Origin of the sequence: Gordonia sp. i37, from assembly GCF_002043085.1 — a bacterium.
GTDB lineage: Bacteria > Actinomycetota > Actinomycetes > Mycobacteriales > Mycobacteriaceae > Gordonia > Gordonia polyisoprenivorans.
This window is the reverse complement of record NZ_MVPX01000514.1, coordinates 14122-35261: the sequence shown is the minus strand read 5'-3', so window position 1 is coordinate 35261 and position 21140 is coordinate 14122. Positions and strand designations below refer to the sequence as shown.

General features: G+C 67.6%; 19 protein-coding genes. 10 read left to right on the top strand and 9 right to left on the bottom strand.

Annotated features, from left to right (window positions below; genetic code table 11):
* Positions 1 to 16: 16 nt before the first annotated feature.
* The 9 genes from cysC to B1964_RS25505 all read right to left on the bottom strand — a co-directional run bounded on the left by cysC (position 17) and on the right by B1964_RS25505 (position 10263).
* On the bottom strand, positions 17 to 1906 hold the full coding sequence (cysC, locus tag B1964_RS25545) for an adenylyl-sulfate kinase (protein WP_079931803.1): 1890 nt from the start codon (positions 1904 to 1906) through the stop codon (positions 17 to 19).
* Positions 1906 to 2871: a sulfate adenylyltransferase subunit CysD gene (gene cysD, locus B1964_RS25540; RefSeq protein ID WP_006370926.1), complete on the bottom strand. Its 966-nt coding sequence runs from the start codon at positions 2869 to 2871 to the stop codon at positions 1906 to 1908. Before cysD ends, cysC begins: the two co-directional genes overlap by 1 nt.
* Complete coding sequence (locus B1964_RS25535) at positions 2868 to 3668, bottom strand: Stf0 family sulfotransferase (RefSeq protein WP_079931802.1); 801 nt, start codon at positions 3666 to 3668, stop codon at positions 2868 to 2870. The genes cysD and B1964_RS25535 overlap by 4 nt, the downstream gene beginning before the upstream one ends.
* 95 nt (positions 3669 to 3763) lie before the next feature.
* Positions 3764 to 5275, bottom strand: a complete 1512-nt coding sequence (locus tag B1964_RS25530; RefSeq protein ID WP_172398967.1) for a sulfatase — start codon at positions 5273 to 5275, stop codon at positions 3764 to 3766.
* A 42-nt stretch (positions 5276 to 5317) separates the two neighbouring features.
* Positions 5318 to 6391, bottom strand: a complete 1074-nt coding sequence (locus B1964_RS25525) for a quercetin 2,3-dioxygenase (protein WP_079931801.1) — start codon at positions 6389 to 6391, stop codon at positions 5318 to 5320.
* Complete coding sequence (locus B1964_RS25520; RefSeq protein ID WP_253194194.1) at positions 6388 to 7389, bottom strand: alpha/beta hydrolase; 1002 nt, start codon at positions 7387 to 7389, stop codon at positions 6388 to 6390. Before B1964_RS25520 ends, B1964_RS25525 begins: the two co-directional genes overlap by 4 nt.
* A gap of 69 nt (positions 7390 to 7458) precedes the next feature.
* Entirely contained in the window at positions 7459 to 8346 is an 888-nt protein-coding gene (locus B1964_RS25515) for a LysR substrate-binding domain-containing protein (RefSeq protein ID WP_079931799.1), read from the bottom strand.
* A 25-nt stretch (positions 8347 to 8371) separates the two neighbouring features.
* Complete coding sequence (locus B1964_RS25510; RefSeq protein ID WP_079931798.1) at positions 8372 to 9628, bottom strand: MFS transporter; 1257 nt, start codon at positions 9626 to 9628, stop codon at positions 8372 to 8374.
* Complete coding sequence (locus tag B1964_RS25505) at positions 9625 to 10263, bottom strand: GntR family transcriptional regulator (RefSeq protein WP_079931797.1); 639 nt, start codon at positions 10261 to 10263, stop codon at positions 9625 to 9627. Before B1964_RS25505 ends, B1964_RS25510 begins: the two co-directional genes overlap by 4 nt.
* 118 nt (positions 10264 to 10381) lie before the next feature.
* On the opposite strand from B1964_RS25505, the gene B1964_RS25500 reads away from it, so the two are divergent.
* The 10 genes from B1964_RS25500 (at position 10382) to B1964_RS25455 (ending at position 21140) form a co-directional block, all read left to right on the top strand.
* Complete coding sequence (locus B1964_RS25500) at positions 10382 to 11212, top strand: FCD domain-containing protein (RefSeq protein ID WP_079931796.1); 831 nt, start codon at positions 10382 to 10384, stop codon at positions 11210 to 11212.
* A 221-nt stretch (positions 11213 to 11433) separates the two neighbouring features.
* Positions 11434 to 11952: a flavin reductase family protein gene (locus B1964_RS25495; RefSeq protein WP_079931795.1), complete on the top strand. Its 519-nt coding sequence runs from the start codon at positions 11434 to 11436 to the stop codon at positions 11950 to 11952.
* A 67-nt stretch (positions 11953 to 12019) separates the two neighbouring features.
* Positions 12020 to 13273 carry an acyl-CoA dehydrogenase family protein gene (locus B1964_RS25490; RefSeq protein WP_253194193.1) on the top strand — a complete coding sequence of 418 codons (1254 nt, stop codon included), beginning with the start codon at positions 12020 to 12022 and terminating at the stop codon, positions 13271 to 13273.
* A gap of 44 nt (positions 13274 to 13317) precedes the next feature.
* Positions 13318 to 14187 (top strand): fumarylacetoacetate hydrolase family protein, encoded by an 870-nt coding sequence (locus B1964_RS25485; RefSeq protein ID WP_079931794.1) that lies wholly within the window; start codon positions 13318 to 13320, stop codon positions 14185 to 14187.
* 6 nt (positions 14188 to 14193) lie between these two features.
* On the top strand, positions 14194 to 15117 hold the full coding sequence (locus B1964_RS25480) for a VOC family protein (protein ID WP_079931793.1): 924 nt from the start codon (positions 14194 to 14196) through the stop codon (positions 15115 to 15117).
* A gap of 58 nt (positions 15118 to 15175) precedes the next feature.
* Positions 15176 to 17176 carry an acetoacetate--CoA ligase gene (locus B1964_RS25475; RefSeq protein ID WP_079931792.1) on the top strand — a complete coding sequence of 667 codons (2001 nt, stop codon included), beginning with the start codon at positions 15176 to 15178 and terminating at the stop codon, positions 17174 to 17176.
* The gene (locus B1964_RS25470) at positions 17169 to 18170 is read left to right on the top strand and encodes an amidohydrolase family protein (RefSeq protein ID WP_079931811.1); all 1002 of its coding nucleotides are present in this window, start codon (positions 17169 to 17171) and stop codon (positions 18168 to 18170) included. The genes B1964_RS25475 and B1964_RS25470 overlap by 8 nt, the downstream gene beginning before the upstream one ends.
* A 270-nt stretch (positions 18171 to 18440) precedes the next feature.
* Positions 18441 to 19586: a TIGR03364 family FAD-dependent oxidoreductase gene (locus B1964_RS25465; RefSeq protein ID WP_079931791.1), complete on the top strand. Its 1146-nt coding sequence runs from the start codon at positions 18441 to 18443 to the stop codon at positions 19584 to 19586.
* Between the two features lie 35 nt (positions 19587 to 19621).
* The gene (locus B1964_RS25460) at positions 19622 to 20305 is read left to right on the top strand and encodes a phosphonatase-like hydrolase (RefSeq protein WP_079931810.1); all 684 of its coding nucleotides are present in this window, start codon (positions 19622 to 19624) and stop codon (positions 20303 to 20305) included.
* Positions 20306 to 20414: 109 nt separating this feature from the next.
* Positions 20415 to 21140 (top strand): GntR family transcriptional regulator, encoded by a 726-nt coding sequence (locus B1964_RS25455; RefSeq protein WP_253194192.1) that lies wholly within the window; start codon positions 20415 to 20417, stop codon positions 21138 to 21140.

Below are 21140 nucleotides of genomic sequence, written 5' to 3'. Positions count from 1 at the left end.
GCGATCTCGGTCGACGTCACTCGTCGATGATGCCGCGTTCGACCAGCAGTGCGAGCACCCGACCGGCGAGTTCCTCGATGTCGGCACCGGTGGTGTCGAAACGCAGGTCCGGCGATCGCGGCTTCTCATAGGGAGCGTCGATCCCGGTGAGACCCTTGAGTTCACCGCGCCGCGCCCGGGCGTAGAGACCCTTGGGGTCGCGTCGTTCGCACTCGGTGACCGGCGTCGACACGTGTACCTCGATGAAGTCGAGCTCGGCGGCGCGATGCAATTCGCGGGCGATCTCCCGATCGGAGTGCAGCGGCGAGACCATCGACGCGATCGCGATGACCCCGGCGTCGGCGAACAGACGCGCGAGATGCCCGACACGCCTGATGTTCTCGGCACGGTCGCCGGGTGAGAAACCGAGGTCGTCGGAGATGCCGTGCCGGATGTTGTCGCCGTCGACGAGATAGGCCACCCGCGCCCGGTTCACCAGTTCGCGTTCGAGCGCCACCGCCACCGTCGACTTGCCCGACGCGGGTAATCCGGTCAGCCACACCGTCGCCCCACGTTGTCCGGTCTTGGCCCACCGTTCGGATCGCTGCAGCGAACTCGGATGCCACTTGATGTCATTGCGCGTCGCCTTGCCCGGAATGACCTCCCGTGCCTCGAGGATCGTGCCGGCCGCCACGGTGTCGTTGGAGGCCTCGTCGATGAGGATGAACGCGCCGGTGTCGCGGTTCTGGGCGTAGGTGTCGGCCACGACGACCGATGAGGTCCGTAGCGTCACGGTACCGATGTCGTTGAGCCCCAACTCCGTTGGTCCGACGACCTCGAGCAGCGACTCGGGGTCGAGGCGTCGTTCCAGTGACTGCACGGTGGCGCGCACCGTGGTGGCTCCCTGTTTGAGAGCGACGCGATCCCCGGCGTGCAGTGGCGCCGACGACAGCCAGCACAGTGTCGCCGACAGTTCCCGGGCCGAGACCGGTAGGTGCGCGTCGGGCGCGCCGCTGATGATGACATCGCCACGGCCGACATCGATCTCGTCGGCCAGCTGCACCGACACCGACAGGCCCGCGACCGCGACGGGCCGCTGGGGGTCGAGGGTGTCCACCGACGTCACGGTGCTGACCGACCCGGACGGCAGCACGGTGATGGGATCACCGGGCGCAAGGGTGCCCGCAGCCACGCGGCCGGTGTAGGTGCGCTTTCCGTCGGGCCCGGGGCGCGACACCCACTGCACCGGCAACCGGAGTTCCCGCGGCTGCGGCGACGGTGCCGCCAGCTCCACCGCCTCGAGATACTCCAGCAGCGTGGGTCCGGCGTACCACGGCGTGTTGGCCGACCGGTGCACGACATTGTCGCCGAGGGTGGCGGCCACCGGGATCGCCGTGATCTCGCCGATCCCCAATTGCACTGCGAGTTCGGTCAATTCGTCCTGCAGCTCGCCGAAGCGATGCTGTGAGTACTCGACCAGGTCGATCTTGTTCACCGCGGCGATCACATGCGGTACCCCGACCAGGGTCGCAATCCGGGCGTGGCGGCGGGTCTGGCGTTGGACGCCGTGACGAGCGTCGACGAGCAGCACGGCCACATGGGCATTGGACGCCCCGGTGAAGGTGTTGCGGGTGTAGCGCTCGTGGCCGGGGGTGTCGGCGAGAACGTAACTGCGTGTGTCGCTGGCGAAGAACCGGTAGGCGACGTCGATGGTGATGCCCTGTTCCCGTTCGGCGCGCAGACCGTCGGACAATGCGGCCAGGTCGACGTCGCCGTCGGAGGAGGTGACCCCCGCCAGATGATCGGTGGGCAGGCTGCCGGTGTCGTGCAGCAACCGTCCGATCAATGTGGACTTGCCGTCGTCGACGCTGCCCGCGGTCGCCAGCCGCAGGATCTGGCGGCGCGCAGCGGAGATCGCGGTGCTCATCAGAAGTATCCCTCTCGCTTGCGGTCCTCCATCGCCGCCGACGACGTCCGGTCGTCGGCACGGGTCTCACCCCGCTCGGAGACGGTCGCCTCGCTGATCTCGGCGATGATCTCGGGAATGGTGGTGGCCCTCGACCGCACCGCACCGGTGATGGTGAGGTCACCGACGGTGCGGTATCGCACCCATTCGGTCCGCACGTCGTCGGCTGTGGGCGGCTGCGAAAACGGCGACACCGCAAGCAGAATGCCGTCCCGGTCGAAGACCTCGCGCTGCGCTGCGTAGTAGATCGACGGCAGGTCGAGCCCCTCGAGTTCGATGTAGCGCCAGATGTCGGTCTCGGTCCAGTTCGACAACGGGAACACCCGGACCGATTCGCCCCGCCGGATGCGACCGTTGTACAGCGACCAGGGTTCGGGACGCTGGGCCCGCGGATCCCATTGTCCGAACTCGTCGCGGAAGCTGAACACCCGTTCCTTGGCACGGGCGCGGTCCTCGTCGCGGCGGGCACCGCCGAACGCCGCGTCGAATCCCCCTTCTTCCAAGGCGTCCAGCAGGACCCGGGTCTGCAGCCGGTTGCGTGATCCCGACGGGTCGGTCGATTCGGCGATGCGCCCGGCGGCGATCGCGTCGGGTACCGACGCCACGATGAGTTTGATGCCTGCGGGGTTGTCGGCGCTCGCGGCCACGCGCCGATCCCGGAACTCGATGACCTCGTCGAAGTTGTGGCCGGTGTCGACGTGCAGGATCGGGAACGGCAAAGGGTGCGGCCGAAAAGCCTTCTCGGCCAGCCGAAGGAGTACGATCGAATCCTTGCCGCCGGAGAACAGCAGTACCGGCCGCTCGAGTTCGGCGACCACCTCGCGGATGATGTGCACCGCCTCGGACTCCAGGATGCGCAGTGCGGCAACATGATCGAATTCGGCGGTGGCCACGTTCTCGGGGGTAGCGTTATCGGGAGAAGTCATAGCGGATATCCGTTCCTTTCCGCATCACGGCGGTAGCGCTGCGCCCATTCCTTGGACCTCGCGTTGGACTGCGGTGCGATCGGAGGGGGCGGAGCCAGATCGGGATCGAGACCCAGCGCAGCGAGCACGGCGGCGGTCGTGCCCTGGGGATCCTTGACCAGCTCGCCGAATTCGATGTCGATCGGCGTGATGCCCTCGTCGGCGAACCAGCGGCGCCACTGCCGCTCCTGATCGGCGAGGATCGTCGCGAGATGCGCGATCCCCTCGGCGTTGTACTGTGCGCGTTCATCACGCGCGGGGTCGAAGTGCGGACCGTGCCCGTCGCGCCAGACGCGCGTCTGTACCGCCCGCCACATCGACACCGCTTGCGGCACAACGTCATCGCGGAACACGTGGACGAACAGCGGATCGGCCCCGAGGAGTTCGCGCAGAGCGGTCCGCAACGATCCCGAGCCGACCCGGGTCCGCGCGATGAGCAGCGGTGTCTGATTCCACATCAGTTTGCCGCCCCAGACCCCGTTGGCGCTGCGACCGGCGGCCAGGACATCGGCCTGCCACCGGGTGAAGTCGCGGGTGTCCACGGCACCGACGTCGATCTCGTCGAGCAGGTCGAGTATCGCCGAATCCCGCACTCCGGCAAACCATTCACGGGGCTGCGGCGATTCCGAGGACGAGGCGAAGTACTGGAAGAACTCCTCGGGCGTTCCGGCCACCCCGGTGGCCGCGAGTGACTCGACGAGCAAGGTACTACCGCTACGCTGGCTCGCACACACCAGGTAGCTCTGCGGGTGGGGCATCGGCTCAGTCTAACCACGCCGAAACCGAGCGCAACCTGGGCTTTTAGCCTCAATACGCGGGTAATTGTTGACTTTTCGCGATCGGGGTGAAGCGCTCAGCGGGGTGTGCGATCGGCGGTGGACGCGCGCACCGCATCGCCCTCACCGGAGGTGATGTCGCCGTCGAGCTCACGGCGCGCACCGAGCGGACGCCGCGAGGGCAAGGCCTCTTCCTCCGGTGCGGTGTCGAGGGCTTTCGCGTGGAAGGCCGCCATGAATCGCTCGGCGATGGCGGTGCCCTCGGGTTCGGTGGGGAGCTCGTCACCGGTACTCGTGCGCCACCGGGCAAGACGGTCGGCGAGATCGGCGCGGATCTGCGCGTAGGCGGGATCCTCGGCGACGTTGTTGCGCTCATCCGGATCGGAATCGAGGTCGTAGAGCTCGACACGGGGCCGGTCGCGTTCGGTCACCGCCGGATCGATCGAGCGCGCCGAGGCGCTGTCGGCGATGTCGAGGGGCAACAGCAGCTCGGGTCGGTGCGCGTAGTTCTCGATGTAGCTGTGGTGCTTGGTGCGGACGGCGCGGATCGGATCGAACGCGTCGTGATAGGTCTTTTCGGTGTAGACCTCGTCGCGGCAGACCTCGTCGCGGACCGACCGACCCGCTCGGACGAGTTGCGCGGCGTGCGAGTCACCGTCGACATCGGCGGGCACGCCGAGTCCGAGCAGATCGAGGATCGTCGGGGTGAGGTCGACCCCGGAGAACAGGCCGTCGTAGACCTGCGGTGACATCACACGCGCCGCCGGCGGCCGGATGATCAGCGCGATCCCGGTGCCCTGGGCGTAGAGCGTCGACTTCGCGCGGGGAAACGCCAGGCCGTGGTCTGTGACGAAGACGATCCACGTGTTCTCGGTGAGCCCGAGATCGGCGACCGTCTCGAGCAACCGGCCGACCGCGGCGTCGGCCTTGGTGATGCTGCCGTGCAGTCCTGCCAGGTCCTCACGCACATCGGTGGTGTCGGGAAGGAATCCGGGGACGTCGATGCCGGAGGTGTCGGCGGGCGGATACTCGTCCTCGGGGTAGGGGCGATGGGTCTCGAAGAACCCCGCGGTCAGCAGGAACGGCTGCTGCGGTGCGGTACGGACGTGGTGGCCCAACCACCACTGCGACTCGGCGACGACGTAATCGCAACGCGAGTCGGACACGTCGACCGAGTCGAAGCCGATGCTCGTCGGGTCGGTGCTCTCGTGTTGCATGCCGAACAGGACCGTCCGGTAGCCCGCCTCACCCAGGATCTGCGGCAGCGTGCGCACCCCCTCGCGGTAGGCGAACCCGTGATGGGCCAACCCGACGAGCCCGTTGCGGTGCGGATATTGCCCGGTGAACAGCGATCCGCGTGCCGGTGAGCACAGCGGCGCGGTCGCGTGCGCATCGGCGAAGCGAATACCCGAGGCCGCCAGCCGGTCCAGATGCGGGCTCTCGACGCCGTCGGCGCCGTAGCAACTCAGGTGACGGCCGAGATCGTGCCAATGCACCAGGATCACGTTCTCGCGGGCCGGTTCTCCTGCCGTCCGATCCGGCGCGCTCCGATCCGGCTCCGCGCTGTCGTGCACATCGTCAATGGGCATCGTCCCATGATGCACGCAGCACTGTTCTGCCGTCGCAAACGGTCAGAGATCGAGTCCACGTGTCCGCGTCGGTGGCGGACCGACGAACTCGAGGTCGAGGTCGGCCATGGCCGCGTCGAGCTTGCCCATCATGTGCTCCGGGTTGATCAGTCCCTCGGTGTGGACGAGGTCGTCGGTGGCCTCGCCGGTGACGTCGAAGAAGTTCTCGAACACGTCGGAGGTCAGGATGCCCAGCATCCGGGTGGTGTGCGCGTCGAAGGCGAAGCTGTGGATGGTGCCTGCCGGTGCGTGCAGGTAATCCCCGGCGGTGAGCAGGGTTTCGACGCCGTTGACGTACAGCCATACCCGGCCGGAGAGGACGAAGAAGTTCTCCGTGTGGTGGCGATGGAAGTGCTGCGGGATGTACGGCGACCGGCCACCGAGGGTGAGCACGGAGAAGTACCGGCCTCCGGTGTTGGCACCGCGCGCCTGATAGGAGTTGAGGGAGTCCGGCCAGGCGCGCCGATCCCCGGTGAGTGCCCGTAGGAAATATGCTTGCGCCCCCGACGGCAGCGCGTCGTCCCACTCGTCGGACACCGCCGCGAGCGCCTCGTTGTGAGCGCGTGCACCGACCGACGAGAAGAGTTCTGTCAGCGGCGTTTTGACACCTGAATGCGCATCGGCGGAGTAGATGTGGGAGTCCAACCCCGCGCCACTGCCGGCGAGGGCGTCCAACGCACCACCCGGAGCGGAAAAGAACAGGATGCGCGAGCAGTGACCGAGCATGCGGTAGGCGACCGGTGTTCCCGGCGGTACGTGGATGGAGTCACCGGGCGCGAGAACACGGCTCCGCCCCGGGAGCCAGAACTGCACCGAGCCCTCGAAGACGTGATACGAGCGTTGATGGTTCGGCAGGACGTGGAATGCGGCGCCGGCGCCTCGCGGGCCGAGAATGAATGCGGCGTCGAACAATCCGCCGGTGTCGGCCGTTCGCGCGATGACCGTCCAGAGCTGGTTGTCGATCTCGTAGCGCAGCCCCTCCCCACTCGCGAGGCGATACGGGACGGCTTCACCGGGGAGGGCATCGATGATCGGGGCGCGATCATGCATGGCATCCGGGTCGATGGTGGTGGTCATGACTTCTCTCCTGAGGTGTGGGCGGGTCGGGACAGGGCCGACGACGGCGAGACCGACGCGTCGGGGTGCAGATGACGAACGAAGAAGCCGGCGATGTCGTCGAAGCCGAAGTCTGTGCGGCACTGGGTCTCCCGTCCGTCACGGGCGGAGTGCAGCAGAGCGGGAGCGGTACCCTCCGCAGCGAGCCTGCCCTCGTCCATCGCCGGCGGACCCGGCACGTCGGATCGTCGGGGCGGGTTCAGGAAGCCGTGCCGGTAGCCGTCGACGAGGTAGAGGTCCGCCTCCGCCCCGGCGTCGGCGAGCGCGCGGAACAACAGGCGGCTGTGGTCGTCGCCGACGAGGACATCGGCGGTACCGTGCGAGATCTGGAAGGGTGGGGCGTCGCGGCGGACGTGATACAGCGGACTCGCCGCGCGGGCGGCCTCGGGGAGGTCGGCGGGGTCGCCACCGAGGAGCCGTCCTTCGGGAGTCAGAGCCGGTGTGGAGCCGCCGGGCAGTGGCTGTCCGGGTGCCACGTCACCGGCGACCAGCGTTGCCGGACCATAGGATTCGGCAACAGCGGACACCCGGGCATCGACGTCGGCGTCCTCGCCGGGCAGTCGCGCGCGATGCGCGTGGAGTCCCACGAGCGCAGCGAGGTGGCCGCCGGCCGAGGCACCCCACACCCCGATGCGTTCGGGGTCGATGCCGTATTCGTCTGCGCGAGTGCGCAGATGGTCGATCGCAGCACGGACGTCGTGGAGTTGCGCCGGGAATCGGGCGTCACCGCTGAGTCGATAGTCGATGCTTGCCATCACGAATCCGGCTGCGGCGAAATGACGGTGCAGGTCCGGACACAGTGTGCGGTCGCCGGTGAACCATCCGCCACCGTGCACGAAGACGATGGCCGGATGGGGCCCGGGGTCTGACGGGCCGACGAGATCGAGGAGCAGGTCACCCGACGGCCGGGTGCGGTAGACGACGTCGCGCTGCACGGCGTCGGACGGGGAGGAACTCACCGTGCCAGTGTCACCGCGGGAATGTGATCTGGTCCACATGGAATCGCCTCACGATCATGAGGCCAGGCCTCATGATCGAGTGTCGGCGACGATCTGCTCGGCGATGGCGGCGAAAGCATCGACGAGGGCACTCTGCTTGGCACGCAGGTGACACAGGTAAGTCGTGACCGGCGCCAGGTCGATGATCGGGACGTACCGCAGACCCGGTCGCGCATGGGTCACCGTGGCCGACGACCCGCAGATGTTGACTCCCACCCCGGCGCTGCACAGCTGCAGGACCTCGTCGAAATGCGTTGCCAGCGGCAGTATCTCGAGATGTCGACCGCTCGGACGCGGATCGACGAACCAACTCTGCGGTTCGCCGCCACCACGCATCCCGATGAAGGTCTCGCCGTCGGTCACGGCCAGCGTCACCGCATCCCGCCCGGCGAGACGATGCCCCTTGTTGACGACGAGCACTCGATCCTCGGACCACAGTGATCGCACCACGACCCCTGCCGGCTCGACGGGCGGCTGATCGGCGATCATCAACGAGACGTCGACCTCTCCCGAACGCAGCGCGGTGAGTGCATCGGTGAGCGGCAGGCCGTGGATCTGCCAGGTCGTGTCCGGGTGGCGCTCGACGGCCGTCGCGAGCAGGCGGTTGCTCATCTCGCTCGACGCCGCGATCCCGATGCGCAGCACCGACGCGGTGCCCGAACTGTCGGCCCAGGCGATCACGGTGTCCATCGCGGCGACGGCGTCACGGGCGAGCGGGACGAGGGCGGCGCCGTCGGCGGTGAGCTCGACCTGGCGCGAGGTGCGGCGGAACAGTGTGACGCCGGTCCGGCGTTCGAGTTGCTGGATCTGCTGGCTCAGCGAGGGTGCCGAGATGTGCAGGCGCTGCGCGGCGCGCGTGAAATGCAGTTCCTCGGCCACCGCGAGGAAGTAGCGCAGGTGCACGATGGTAAGATCCACTTCCCGAAGTCCTCCTCGCCGCGGCTCACCCCAGTGTGGCAGGCAGATGCTTGCGTGATCCGCCGATCACCACCAGCAGCGACACGAGGAGCAGTGCGGCCAGGATGAGCAGCAACTCGACGGTGGTGAACGGCGGCGTCAGCGCGGCCAACAGGGTCGGGACCGCGAAACCGGTATAGGCCACCGCATAGAAGACGCCGGTGAGTTTGGCGAGTTCGTGTGCGGGCGCGATCCGTTGGACCTCCAACAACCCCGACACCAGCCCGATGCCGAAGCCGCAGCCGAGCACCACACTTGCGGCCACCCCGACGAGCAGATCGTCGGTGGTCACCGCGACCAGCATGACCGCCATCCCGACGACGAGGATCACCAGTGCGACGATGAGTCCGCGAGCACTCGACTGCGAGTCGATGCGGCGCGCCAGCGGTTGGATGGCGGCACCGGCACCGAGCGCGATGACGCTGAGCAGCGTGGCGTACGCCAGCCCGAAGCCACCCGCGGCGTCGGCCAGCAGCACCGGCTGGTAGCCGTAGGAGAGCCCGCAGGCGACGAAAAGCCAGGGGCCACAGATCATCACGACACGCACGAAGCGCCGGTGACGCGCGGAGGTGACCCGCAGCCGGGCCGATATCGGTGCCGGCGCCTGGGGTCGCACCGTCTCCGGTGCGCGGCCGATCAGCACCAGGAACGGCGCCGACACCGCGATGTGCAGGATGAACGGCAGGATCTGCGGAATCGGTCCCCATTGGGCGATACACCCGGCGATCAACGCACCCGATGCCGAGCCCAGGGTGAACGCCAGTGACGCCCGAGGAGCGCCGGCGCCGCGGTCGGCGGCCGGATCGAACGGCGGCGTCGACAATTCCTTGAGCCAGCTCGTGCCCACCGACATCGCCGTCCCGACCGACATGCCGGCCAACAGCCGACCCGCGATGATCGGGAACTGGCCGAGCTCGTCGAACGCCAACAGCGCGCTGCCCGCCACACCGAAGGCGACGCCCGCGATCATCGGCAACCGGCGGCCCAGGTGATCCGACACCGCTCCGGCGATGATCAGTGCGGGAGCCAATCCCGCGACGTAGACCCCGAGGAACAGGGTCACCGTCGCCGACGAGTAGTGCTCGACGTCGCGATACATCAGCAGCAGCGGACTGAACTGGTTGCCCGACCAGGCGCAGACGAACAACGCGCCGAACACCAGGACCCATGGCCGACGATCCGGACCACGCTGGTCACGCGGCGACACACCGGCGCCGTCGCGGAGGGGAATCGACGAACTCATATCGCCCCCTGATAGCGCGCGAGGTGCGCTTCGAGGAGGCGCTCGTACTCCTCGTGCTCCCCGGCGAACAGGCAGGCCGCCAGCCGTTGGTGATCGTCGTGCGAGGCCGGGAAGGTGCCCGGATCGATCCGCAGCAGCACGTTGCGCAGACGCTGTTGCCGCCCGCGCAGGAGCTCGTAGAAGCGCGCGGCGATCGGGTTGTTCGACGCGCGTACCGCCAGGAGATGGAACTCGTCGTCGGCCTCGACGAAGCCGTCGACGTCGGCGTCCGCGGCGAGACCGGCCTGCCGGGCGAGGTTGCGCTCGATCAGCTCACGAAACTCCGCCGACGGACCGCCCGCTGCGAAAACCTGGCGCGCAGAGGCACTTTCGATGGCCTGGCGCATGGCGAGCACGTCGGCGGCCTCGGTCGCGGTGACCGGACTGACCACCGCTCCGCGGCGCGGGATGAGAGTGAGGAACTGCTCGGCGGCCAGCCGCAGGAACGCCTCGTGCACCGGCGTTCTGCTCAGGCCGAGGTCGGCGCCGACCTCGACCTCGCTGAGCAGCGTGCCACCGGCGAGCGCGCCGGAGATGATGCGCTCGCGAGTAGCGGCGTACGCCTCGTCGGCGGCGTTGGACAACTGTGCGGGCATGCGGCGACCCTACACCTTGCATGCAAGGATGCATACAAGTCGTGATCCGGGCGGGCATCCCCGACGACCTAAACTGGACACGCTCTCCTCGACCTGCACACAGAACGGACCGCCGACCATGGCCGATGACACCACCACCGGTGGCTCCGTCGTCGAGCCGCCGGACATCCCCGCCTACTCCCACGAGGTATGGCAAGCCCCCACGTCACCGGCGGATCTGCCGGGCAGTGCCCCCGGGAATCTGTCCCGCGCCGAGGCCGCCGCCAACCGGATCGCCCTGATCGCCGCCGGAGCCGGTGCCGGGGAGCGCATCGGGAGTAAGGACGACATCCGCAAGCTGTGTTCGGTGTCGGTGGGCACGGTCAACGAGGCCATCAAACTCGCGCTCGCCCGCGGGGTCATCTCGTCACGACCGGGGCCGGGTGGCGGTATCTTCGCCAAGAATCCGCCGCCACTGTCGCGGATGAACGGCTGGTTCCGCGCGGCCACCGAGGATCGCTCCGCGCTACTCGAGTCGATTCAGATCCGCGACGCACTGGCACCCCTGCTCGTCGACGAGGTGCTCTCCACGATCACCGACGACGATCAGCGCGAATTCGCGTCGCTGGCCGAGGTGGTGCGGGAGTCGTTGCGCGGCACCGACGTCATCGACTTCGTCTGGGCCGTGTGGAATGTCCACGAGTACTTCGCCAACATCGGCGGCAACCAACTTCTCAACAGCCTGTACCTCTCGATCATGGAGGTCGGCACCTCCCACCTGCGCGCCCGGCTCAGCGCCGACGCAGGAGCGACCGACGCTCCGACGCTACATCTGGCCGGCTTGGCGACGGTCTGCCTCGATCTCGTCGACGCCCTTGCCGCCGATGACGCATCGGGCGCGATCGACGCGTTGCGACGCACCGATCCGACGATGATCCTGCGGCCGCCGGCAGACGATCCGACTGCCTGAGCCCCGCTCCTCACCCGAGATCTCCGGCATCTACCAACGCCGACGGCTTCGCCCCCAGCGCCGCTACCTGGATGAATGTCGCATTCCGTAAATAATCATGATTTTTTCTGCCGAACACTTGACAGGTCGGTCACAGCTGACGCACTCTGTGATCCACACAATTAATCATGTTTATTTCGACCCGAGCGTAGAGGCCCGGTGTCGGGACGGAGGAGCCCGCGATGCTCGATCAACATTTCCGAGATCTCATGGCCGGCGTCTGCGCGCCGGTCACGGTCGTGACCACCGCCGACGTGGACGGGCCACAGGGCGCCACGGTCAGCTCACTGGCCTCGCTGTCGCTGCGGCCGGCGTTGCTCTCGATCGCCCTCGACCGCCACTCGCGGCTGCTCTCCGGCATCCAGGCCACCGGCCGGTTCGGCGTCAACGTCCTCGGCGCCGGACAGGACGACACGGCGATCTCCTTCGCCAGCCGCACTGTGGACCGCTTCGGCACCACCGAATGGTCGATGAGCGACGGCCTGCCACGCCTCGACGAGATCGCCGGGTGGGCTGCCTGTGATCTCTGGCGCACCGTCGAAGCCGGTGATCACCTGCTGCTCATCGGCGCCGTACGCCATGTCGCCTCCACCCACCGAGCCCCACTCGTCTACGGCCACCGCACCTTTGGCACCCACTCCAGATTCGCCGAACGGTCGCGCCCGGCCATCGTCGACCTGATCACCGCCTGTGCGAGCTGAACATCCGCGCCACCCCAGTAACCCGACCTCATCGACACCGCCCCGTACTCACAGCACAGGAGAAACCATGACCACCACCACTGCCCCGTCCGCCGCCCAGGACCTGGCCACCACCGGGACCCACGGCACCGGGACCACTTCTGCCGAAATTCCCTCTGCCACTGAACTCGTCGCCCGTGCTCGGGAACTGCGTCCACTCCTGTCGGCCAACGCCGCCCAGGGCGAGAAGGACCGCCGCGTCGTCGAGGAGAGCATCACCGCACTCACCGACGCCGGGCTGTTCAAGATCTCGGTGCCCCGGCGTTACGGCGGCTACGAAACCTCCATGCGCACCATGCTCGACGTCTCCGCAGCGGTCGCCGAGGCCGACGGCGGTACCGCGTGGGTGTTGACCCTGACCAATGTGTGCAACTGGCTGATCGGCCTGATGTCCGAGCGGGCGCAGGACGACGTCTTCGGCGCCGACCCCGATGCCAAGGTGTCCGGCGTGCTGGCCCCGACCGCGGAGACCCGCAAGGTCGAGGGCGGCTATCGCGTCAGCGGCAAGTGGTACTACAACTCCGGGTCCTATCACTGCACCTGGGCGGTGATGGGTATCCCGATCACCGATGCCGACGGCAACGTCGTCGACCAGGGCTGTGCCCTGATCCCCCGCTCCGACATGGGATTCGAGGACACCTGGTTCGTCGCCGGGATGCGGTCCTCCGGCAGCAACTGCCTGATCGCCGATGACGTGTTCGTCCCCGACCATCGGGTGCTGTCGGTTCCGCCGGCGATCGGCGGTCAGTACGCGACGCCGTTCACCGACGAGGTCCTCTACCGCAGTGCGCTGATCCCGGTGCTGGCCCTTGTCCTGGTCGGCCCGCAGCTCGGAATGGGGCGCGCAGCACTCGATTTCGTCATCGAGAAGGCCCCGAAGAAGCCCATCTCCTACACCTTCTTCACCTCCCAGAAGGAGTCCACCGCCTTCCAGTTGCAGATCGCCGAGGCCGCCCGGCTCATCGACACCGCGCACCTGCACGCCTATCGGGCCGCCGCCGACATCGACGAGGCCGCCGCGCGCGGCGACTACCCCGATTACCTCACCCGGGCCCGGGTCCGCTCGGACACCGGCTATGTCGCCGAATGCATCACCCGTGCCATCGACATCCTGCTCTCGGCACACGGGGCCGGGTCATTCGCCGAGATGAGCCCGCTGCAACGGATCTGGCGGGACTCGGCCACCGCCGCACGCCACGCCATCGTCTCACCCGCGGTCAGCTACGAGATCTACGGCAAGGCCCTGCTCGGTGTCGACGAGCCGATCACCCCGATGGTCTGAGCGCCCCACACTCGACACACCGCCACACCCCAGAAGGACACAACATGCGTATCGCCAATCTCGACGGCCGGGCCGTCCTCGTCACCGGTGAGGCCGGGGCCGAGACAGGCACCGACATCGCCGCGGCCTCCGATGGCCGATTCGGTCCCGACCTCGATTCCGTGTACCGCGAGTGGGATTCGTTCACCTCGTGGGCAACGGGCGTCGACGTTTCCGCCGACCGTTCCCCGATCGACCGGACCCGACTCGGCGCGCCCTCGCCGACACCCCGGCAGGTGTTTGCGATCGGACTCAACTACGACGAGCACGCCGCCGAATCGGGATTCGACTCACCGGAGAATCTGCCGCCGGTGTTCACCAAGTACGTGTCGAGTTTCTCCGGGCCCGATTCCAGCGTCGTACTGCCCGAGGGTGGCGCGGTGGATTGGGAGGTCGAACTCGTCGTCGTCATCGGTCGTGAGGCCGAAGCGGTCGCCGAGGACGTCGCGTGGAACCACGTCGCGGGCCTCACCGTCGGCCAGGACATCAGCGAGCGGATCACCCAGACACGCGGCCCGGCACCACAGTTCGGTCTGGGGAAGTCGTTCGCAGGGTTCTCCCCGCAGGGACCGTGGCTGGTCACCCCGGACGAACTCGCCGACCGCGACGACCTCGAACTCGGTTGCGGCATCGACGGCGAAGAAATGCAGAAGGGCCGCACCAGCGATCTCATCTTCGGAGTGGCCGCACTGATCGCCGGCCTGTCGCAGACGGTCACCCTCTACCCCGGCGACGTCATCTTCACCGGCACCCCCGCCGGAATCGGCGCAGGCCGCGACCCCAAGCGGTTCCTCGAGCCCGGGGAGCACCTCGACAGCTGGATCACCGGTATCGGTGAACTGCACCAGACCTTCGTCTCGGCCACCGGAAAGTAGACGACCATGCCTTTGCATCGCCTCGCATCCATCACCATCGGCGTACCAAATGTCACCGAAACCGCCTCCTATTACACCGAATTCGGTCTCACCCCCGAGACCGACGGCTGGTTTTCCACCACCGACGGCGGCAACCAGCTGCGCATCGTCTCGACCCCGACCCGACGCCTGGTGTCATTGGTGGTCGGAGCCGACCATCCCGACGACATCGATCGCATCGCGCACAACCTCGGCGGCCTCGGAATCGCCTTCGAGCGCACCGCGACATCAATCGCGGCGATCGAGGACGCCACCGGGCTGCATGCCACCGTTGAAGTCTCGCAGCGGATCTCGGCACCGCGGGTGGAACCGACCCGGTACAACGGGCCCGGACGCATCGAACGCGACGGACTGCGCGCACCCGGTGTCCTGCGCGACGGGCCCGTCCGACCGCACAAACTCGGCCACGCCGTCATCGGTAGCACCGACCATGCAGTGACACAACAATTCTTCACTCACGGGCTGGGATTCAAGATCAGCGACGAGGTACCCGGTCTCGCAGCCTTCATGCGATGCTCCACCGATCACCACAACATCCTCGTCCAACAGGCGCCGATCAACTTCTTGCATCACACGTCCTGGCAGGTCGACGATGTCGACGAGGTGGGCCGCGGCGCGATGCGCATGCTCGAGGCCGATCCGGACCGTCACGTGTGGGGCCTCGGCCGCCATTACGCGGGCTCGAACTTCTTCTGGTACCTCAAGGACCCGGCGGGGAACTTCAGCGAGTACTACTCGGACATGGATTCGATCATCGACGATCAGCTGTGGACCCCGGAGACCGTCGAGGGAGCAAAGGGGCTGTTCAGTTGGGGACCGCCGCCACCGCCGTCGTTCCTCATGCCCGAAGATCTCGCAGGTCTGATGACCGGAGCACACAGCGCCGGGTGAGGCCACCGGCCCACGCCACCGATCACGCATCCCTCCGACAGCCAGGAGCACCACCCCGATGGCCCTCGAGTCCACCGCCACCGATACCCCGATCTGGGAACCCGATCCCGCGCGGGCCGCCGCCTCGCAGCTCGCGGGGTTCACGGCATTCGTCGAAGAGCGCACGGGGCAACGATTCCCGGCATATCGCGACCTGTGGCGCCATTCCGTGGACGATCCCGCGGGTTTCTGGTGGGCCGTCACGAGGTACTTCGACGTCATCGCCGACGATCTGCCCGATGACAACTCGCCGGCTTCGGTACTGCCCGACGCGACGATGCCGGGCGCACGCTGGTTCCCCGGGACCCACCTCAACTACGCCGAGCACGCCCTCCGCCGGAGCGGGCCACAGCCGGCGATCATCAGCGTCGACGAGGCGGGCACCGAGTCGTCGGTGAGCTGGGACGAACTGCGCGGCATGGTCGGTGCCGTGCAGGCGTGGCTGCGCGGGCTGGGCGTTCGGCGCGGTGACCGCGTGGTCGGATATCTGCCGAACTCGGTGCACGCGATCGTCGGCATGCTCGCGACGACCGCGATGGGCGCGGTGTGGTCGGCGTGTGGTCAGGACTACGGTGCCGCCGGCGCGCACGCACGTCTCGGCCAGCTCGAACCGGTGGCACTGATCGCCGCCGACGGCTATCGGTGGAACGGCACCGCCCATGACCGTCGCGCCGTGGTCGCGACGCTGCGTGCGTCGACACCCTCGGTGCGCGCGGTGCTGCAGATCCCGATACTCGGCACCTGGGACGGCGCCGATCCCGCAGCCGGGGAACATGATTGGGAATCAATCATCGCCACACCACGATCGCCGGAGTTCACCAGGGTGGAATTCAGTGATCCCCTGTGGGTGCTGTACTCCTCGGGCACCACGGGCGTGCCCAAGGGAATCGTGCACGGCCACGGCGGCGTGATCCTCGATCACCTGAAACTACTGGGCCTGCACAACGATCTGCGGGTCGGTGAACGGTTCTTCTGGTACACCACCACCAATTGGATGATGTGGAACATGGTGGCCTCGGGGCTGCTGGTCGGGGCGACCATCGTGACCTACGACGGCAGCCCCGGATTTCCGGGTCCGGATCGGTTGTGGGACATCACCGCCCGCCACCGGGTCACCGTTCTCGGGGTCAGCCCCGGCCATCTCGCGGCGTCGGCGAAGGCCGGTCTGCATCCGGGCAGCGAACACGACTTGTCGGCACTGCGGGCGATCGGCTGCACCGGGGCACCGCTGCCCGCGCACAGTGTCGAGTGGGTGCGCGAGGAGGTCGGTGCCTCCGTGGCGGTGAACTCCACCAGTGGCGGCACCGACGTGGTGAGCGGATTCGCCGGTGGCGCACCGACGGTGTGCGTGTATGCCGGTGAGATCTCCGCGCCGCTACTCGGGGTGGATCTGCAGGCGTGGGATGCCGACGGGAACGCCGTTGTCGGCGAGGTCGGCGAACTGGTGATCGCCACACCCATGCCGTCGATGCCGATTCGATTCTGGAACGATCCGGACGGAACCCGCTATCGCGACGCCTATTTCGACGTGTATCCGGGGGTGTGGCGACACGGCGACTGGGTCACCATCACCGAGCGCGGAGGTGCGATCATCTCCGGACGCTCCGACGCCACGCTCAACCGGCAGGGTGTCCGCCTGGGCAGTGCCGACATCTACGACGTCGTCGACGCCCTCCCCGAGATCCGCGAATCCCTGGTCGTCGGCGCCGAACTCGACGACGGCTACTGGATGCCGTTGTTCGTGGTGCCGGCCGACGGGGTGACACTCGACGACGATCCGCGCGCGCGGATCGCCGAGGCCATCCGCACCCAGGCTTCACCGCGCCACGTCCCCGACGACATCATCGCCGTCGCCGCCATCCCCCACACCCGGACCGGTAAGAAGCTGGAGGTTCCCGTCAAACGCCTGAGCCAGGGTCGGCCACTCGCGCAGGTCATCGGCACCGACACCGTCGACAACCCCGATGCGCTCGCCGCCTTCGCCCGTTTCGCGCACCACACCGAAGTTCTCGATGCCTGAGCGCTCCGTGTCCGGGGTCCCGGCACCCGGGATCATCGATGTTCACGCGCACGCACTGCCCGACTGGTATGTCCAGACCGCCATCGCCGCGGGACACCGTGTCCCCGACGCGATGCCGGATTGGCCGGGCTGGTCACCGCGTGCGCATCTGGACATGATGGAGTCGGTCGGCATCGGCCGGTCGGTGCTGTCGATCTCGTCACCCGGTGTGCATTTCGGCGACGACGCGCAGGCCCGTGACCTGGCCCGGCAGGTCAACGACTTCCTGGCGTCGCTGCATACCGAACACCCCGACCGATTCGACTTCTTCGCGTCCTTACCGTTGCCCGATGTGGGTACGGCGATCGCCGAGAGCCGCCGCACCGCCGACCTCGACGGCTGTGCGGGCGTGTGCATCGAAACCAATGCGCACGGAACCTATCTGGGTGATCCGGGCCTGTCACCGCTGTGGGACGAGCTCAACCGTCGCCGGAGTGTGGTGTTCATTCACCCCACCTCGCCTGCGGGTTTCGATCCGACGCAGATGGGGATGCCCGCGCCGCTACTGGAGTTCCTGTTCGATTCGACCCGTACCGTCGTCGCGCTGGCCGGCGCCGGAATCCTGCGCAGCCATCCCGGCATCCGGTTCATCGTCCCGCATTGCGGCGCCGTGCTCCCGGCGGTGATCAGCCGGGTCGAGTTGTTCCGGGAAGCCGGTCTGATGGACTGTGTCGGCGATGACCTCGGGGCCGACGGTGATCTCGGGTGGGAGCAACTGTGGTTCGATCTGGCCGGTGCGCCGATTCCCGATCAGCTCGCGGCTTTCGCGCGCCGGTTCGACGCCCGGCATCTGCTGTACGGCAGTGACTTCTGCTTCACGCCCGCATCCGCGGTCGGTTTGCTCGCCGGACTCCTGGACGACCAGTGGCCCGTTGCCGATCTCGGTCCGTGGCGAAACCTGGTCGCCGACAACGCCGCCGCCCTGCTCGACAGCCGCCGGGTGGGGAACCGCTGAGCGGCTCCGACATCCGATAGCACCGTGACGACCGTCCGGCGCCGATGGCCTGCCTCCACGCCGACCTCGACGCTGGGCCGGCCGTCAACACCGCTGTCCACCTTCCCGCAACACCCCCGCCCTCTCGAAAGACGGGCAGCGCTCGACGGCGGGTGTTCCAGATCTCGTAACCCCACAGCCCACCCGGCGTAGCGTTGTCGCAACACTACTTGTATACCTTTCTTATCAGAAAGTATTGACATCACGCCGACGCGACGGGAAGCTACGACCATGACCACACCTGGCACCTCGTACGACGTCGTCGTCGTCGGGGCCGGCATCGTCGGCCTCGCCCACGCCTATCACGCACGACGCCGCGGGCTCTCCGTCGCTGTTGTCGAGCACAACGACCAGGTCGCGGGCGCGTCGGTCCGCAACTTCGGGCACGCCTGCATGACCGCCCAGTCCGGGCAAGCCCTGGACTATGCGCGTGCCGGACGCCGTCATTGGCTCGATCTCGCCGAGAAGGCGGGATTCTGGGCGGCGCCGACCGGTACCACGGTCCTGGCCCGGCACGCCGACGAACTGGCCGTGATGAGCGAGTTCTCCCAGGCTCACGGATCGGCGGCGGCGGTACTCCTCGACCGCGACACCGTCCTCGAGCGGGTTCCGGCCGCCGCCGACGGCGTGGTCGGCGGCATGTACCTACCGGCCGACCTCCAGGTCGACCCACGCGCCGCCGCCCCACGGATCGCCGCGTGGCTCGAGACGCAGGGCGTCACCTTCTTCTGGCGCACCGCAGCAACGTCTTTCGACACCGGAGTGGTCCGTACTTCACGGGGTGAGCTGCGTGCCGGCACCACCTTCATCACGGTGAATCACGACATCGATCGGCTCTTCCCCGAGGTCGCCGAGGACATCGGCCTGCAGCGGTGCCGCCTGCACATGATCAAAGCCGCTGTACCGACCCGTTTCCCGCTGACCACACCCCTGTTCACCGGGTGGTCACTGTTGCGCTACAGCGCCTTCGAGACGATGCCGTCGGTGCACCGGGTCGCCCAACGGCTGCACACCGCCCACCCCGGATACACCGCACTCGATCTTCACCAGATGTACACACCACAACCCGACGGCACCCTGTTGATCGGCGACACCCACCTGCGCGAGGCCACCGAATCGCCGTTCCAGGGCGAGGACGGATTCGCCTGCCTCCTCGAGGTCACCCGAGAGTTGTTCGGGGTCAACAGCATCGACGTCATCGAGCGCTGGCAGGGTGTGTATGCGACGGCACCCGGCCGTGAATTCCTGCTGCGCGAGCCACTTCCCGGCACCCACATCGTCACCGTCACCACCGGCATCGGCATGACCACCGGCATGGGTCTCGCCGAGTCCAGCGTCACCGCCGCATTCGATCCGTCCACCAGTTTCGCCCTCTGATGTCCACCACCGACCACCACAGGAGTACCCCCCACATGTCCACTCTCCCCACCGAACTCATCGTCTTCGACATGGCGGGCACAACCGTCTCCGACGAGGGACTCGTGATCGCGAGCTTCCGCGCCGCCGACGAGCACGCCGGGCTGTCACGCACCGACGCGGACCGCGCGGCGATGCTCGACTACGTCTCCGAGACCATGGGGCAGTCGAAGATCACCGTGTTCCGCCACCTCGCCAAGGGCAACGAGGAACAGGCGCAGTCGGCGAACAAGGAGTTCGAACGGACCTATGCCCACCTCGTCGGCGAGGGCCGGTGCTCCCCGATGCCCGGCGCCGAGGAACTGTTCTCCCACTGCCGGGAGATCGGCGTGAAGATCGCCCTCACCACCGGTTTCGCACAGCAGACCCAGGAAGCCATCCTCAAGGCGCTCGGCTGGAGCGACATCGCCGACGTCGTCCTCTGCCCCGGCGAGGAACTCCGCGGCCGCCCCCACCCCGACATGCCGCTGGCCGCCCTGATCACGACCCGCACCAGCGCTGTCGAGGCCATGATGGTGGTCGGCGACACCGCGTCCGACGTCACCACGGGATTGCGCGCGGGCGCCGGACTCGTCGTCGGAGTGCTCTCCGGGGCCCACGACGCCGAGGCGCTGCGCGCCGCGGGCGCGCACGAAGTCGTCGACAGCGTTGCCGATCTGAGGGGGCTCATCCGTCGCTGATCGCCTGCGGGATTCAGAACTGCTCATCGCCGCTCCGACCTAGGTATACAAGTACAGAAGTAGTACAGTATGCGAGCGGACTGCAGTGTGGTCACAAACGGAGGTGTCGGTGTCGCCGAGATATCAGGAGATCTACGAGGCGCTGCGCCACCAGATCGTCGACGGCACGTATCAACCCGGCGACGAGTTACCGCCGGAGACCGTTCTGATGGATCAATGGCAGGTCTCGCGCGGCCCGATTCGGCAGGCGCTCTACAAGTTACGGACCGAGGGCTTCATCTACACGACCCGCGGACGACCCGCCCGCGTCCGACGGCCGCACTCCCCGACGCAGACGTTGTCGTCGTTCACCCCGTTCTCGCAATGGGCGCTGACGACCGGTCGGGAACCGGGTAACCACACGATCAGTGTGTCCCGCACCCGGGTGACCACCGAGATCGCCGAGGCGTTGCAGATCGGGGTGGACGACTTCTTGGTCGAGGTGGTCCGACTGCGCACCCTCGACGGCATTCCGGCGCTGCTGGAGCGCAGCCGCTTCACCACCGATGTCGGGGCGAGTCTGTTCGACTTCGACCCCGACAAGGGGTCGATCACCGATCATCTCGTGGACGAGGGGGTGCAGTTCGCCTCGATGCGCCACGAACTCGACGCCGTCGCCGCCGATGCCACCGACGCCGAAGCACTCCGGATCGATTCCGGTGCACCGCTCCTGCGGGAGCGGCGCACCAGCTATGACCCCCAGGGGCGACCGTTCGAGTACTCCGACGACCGCTATCGTCCCGACCAGGTGACGTTCTCGATCATGAACACGATGACTGGCGACGAACGCGGGTGA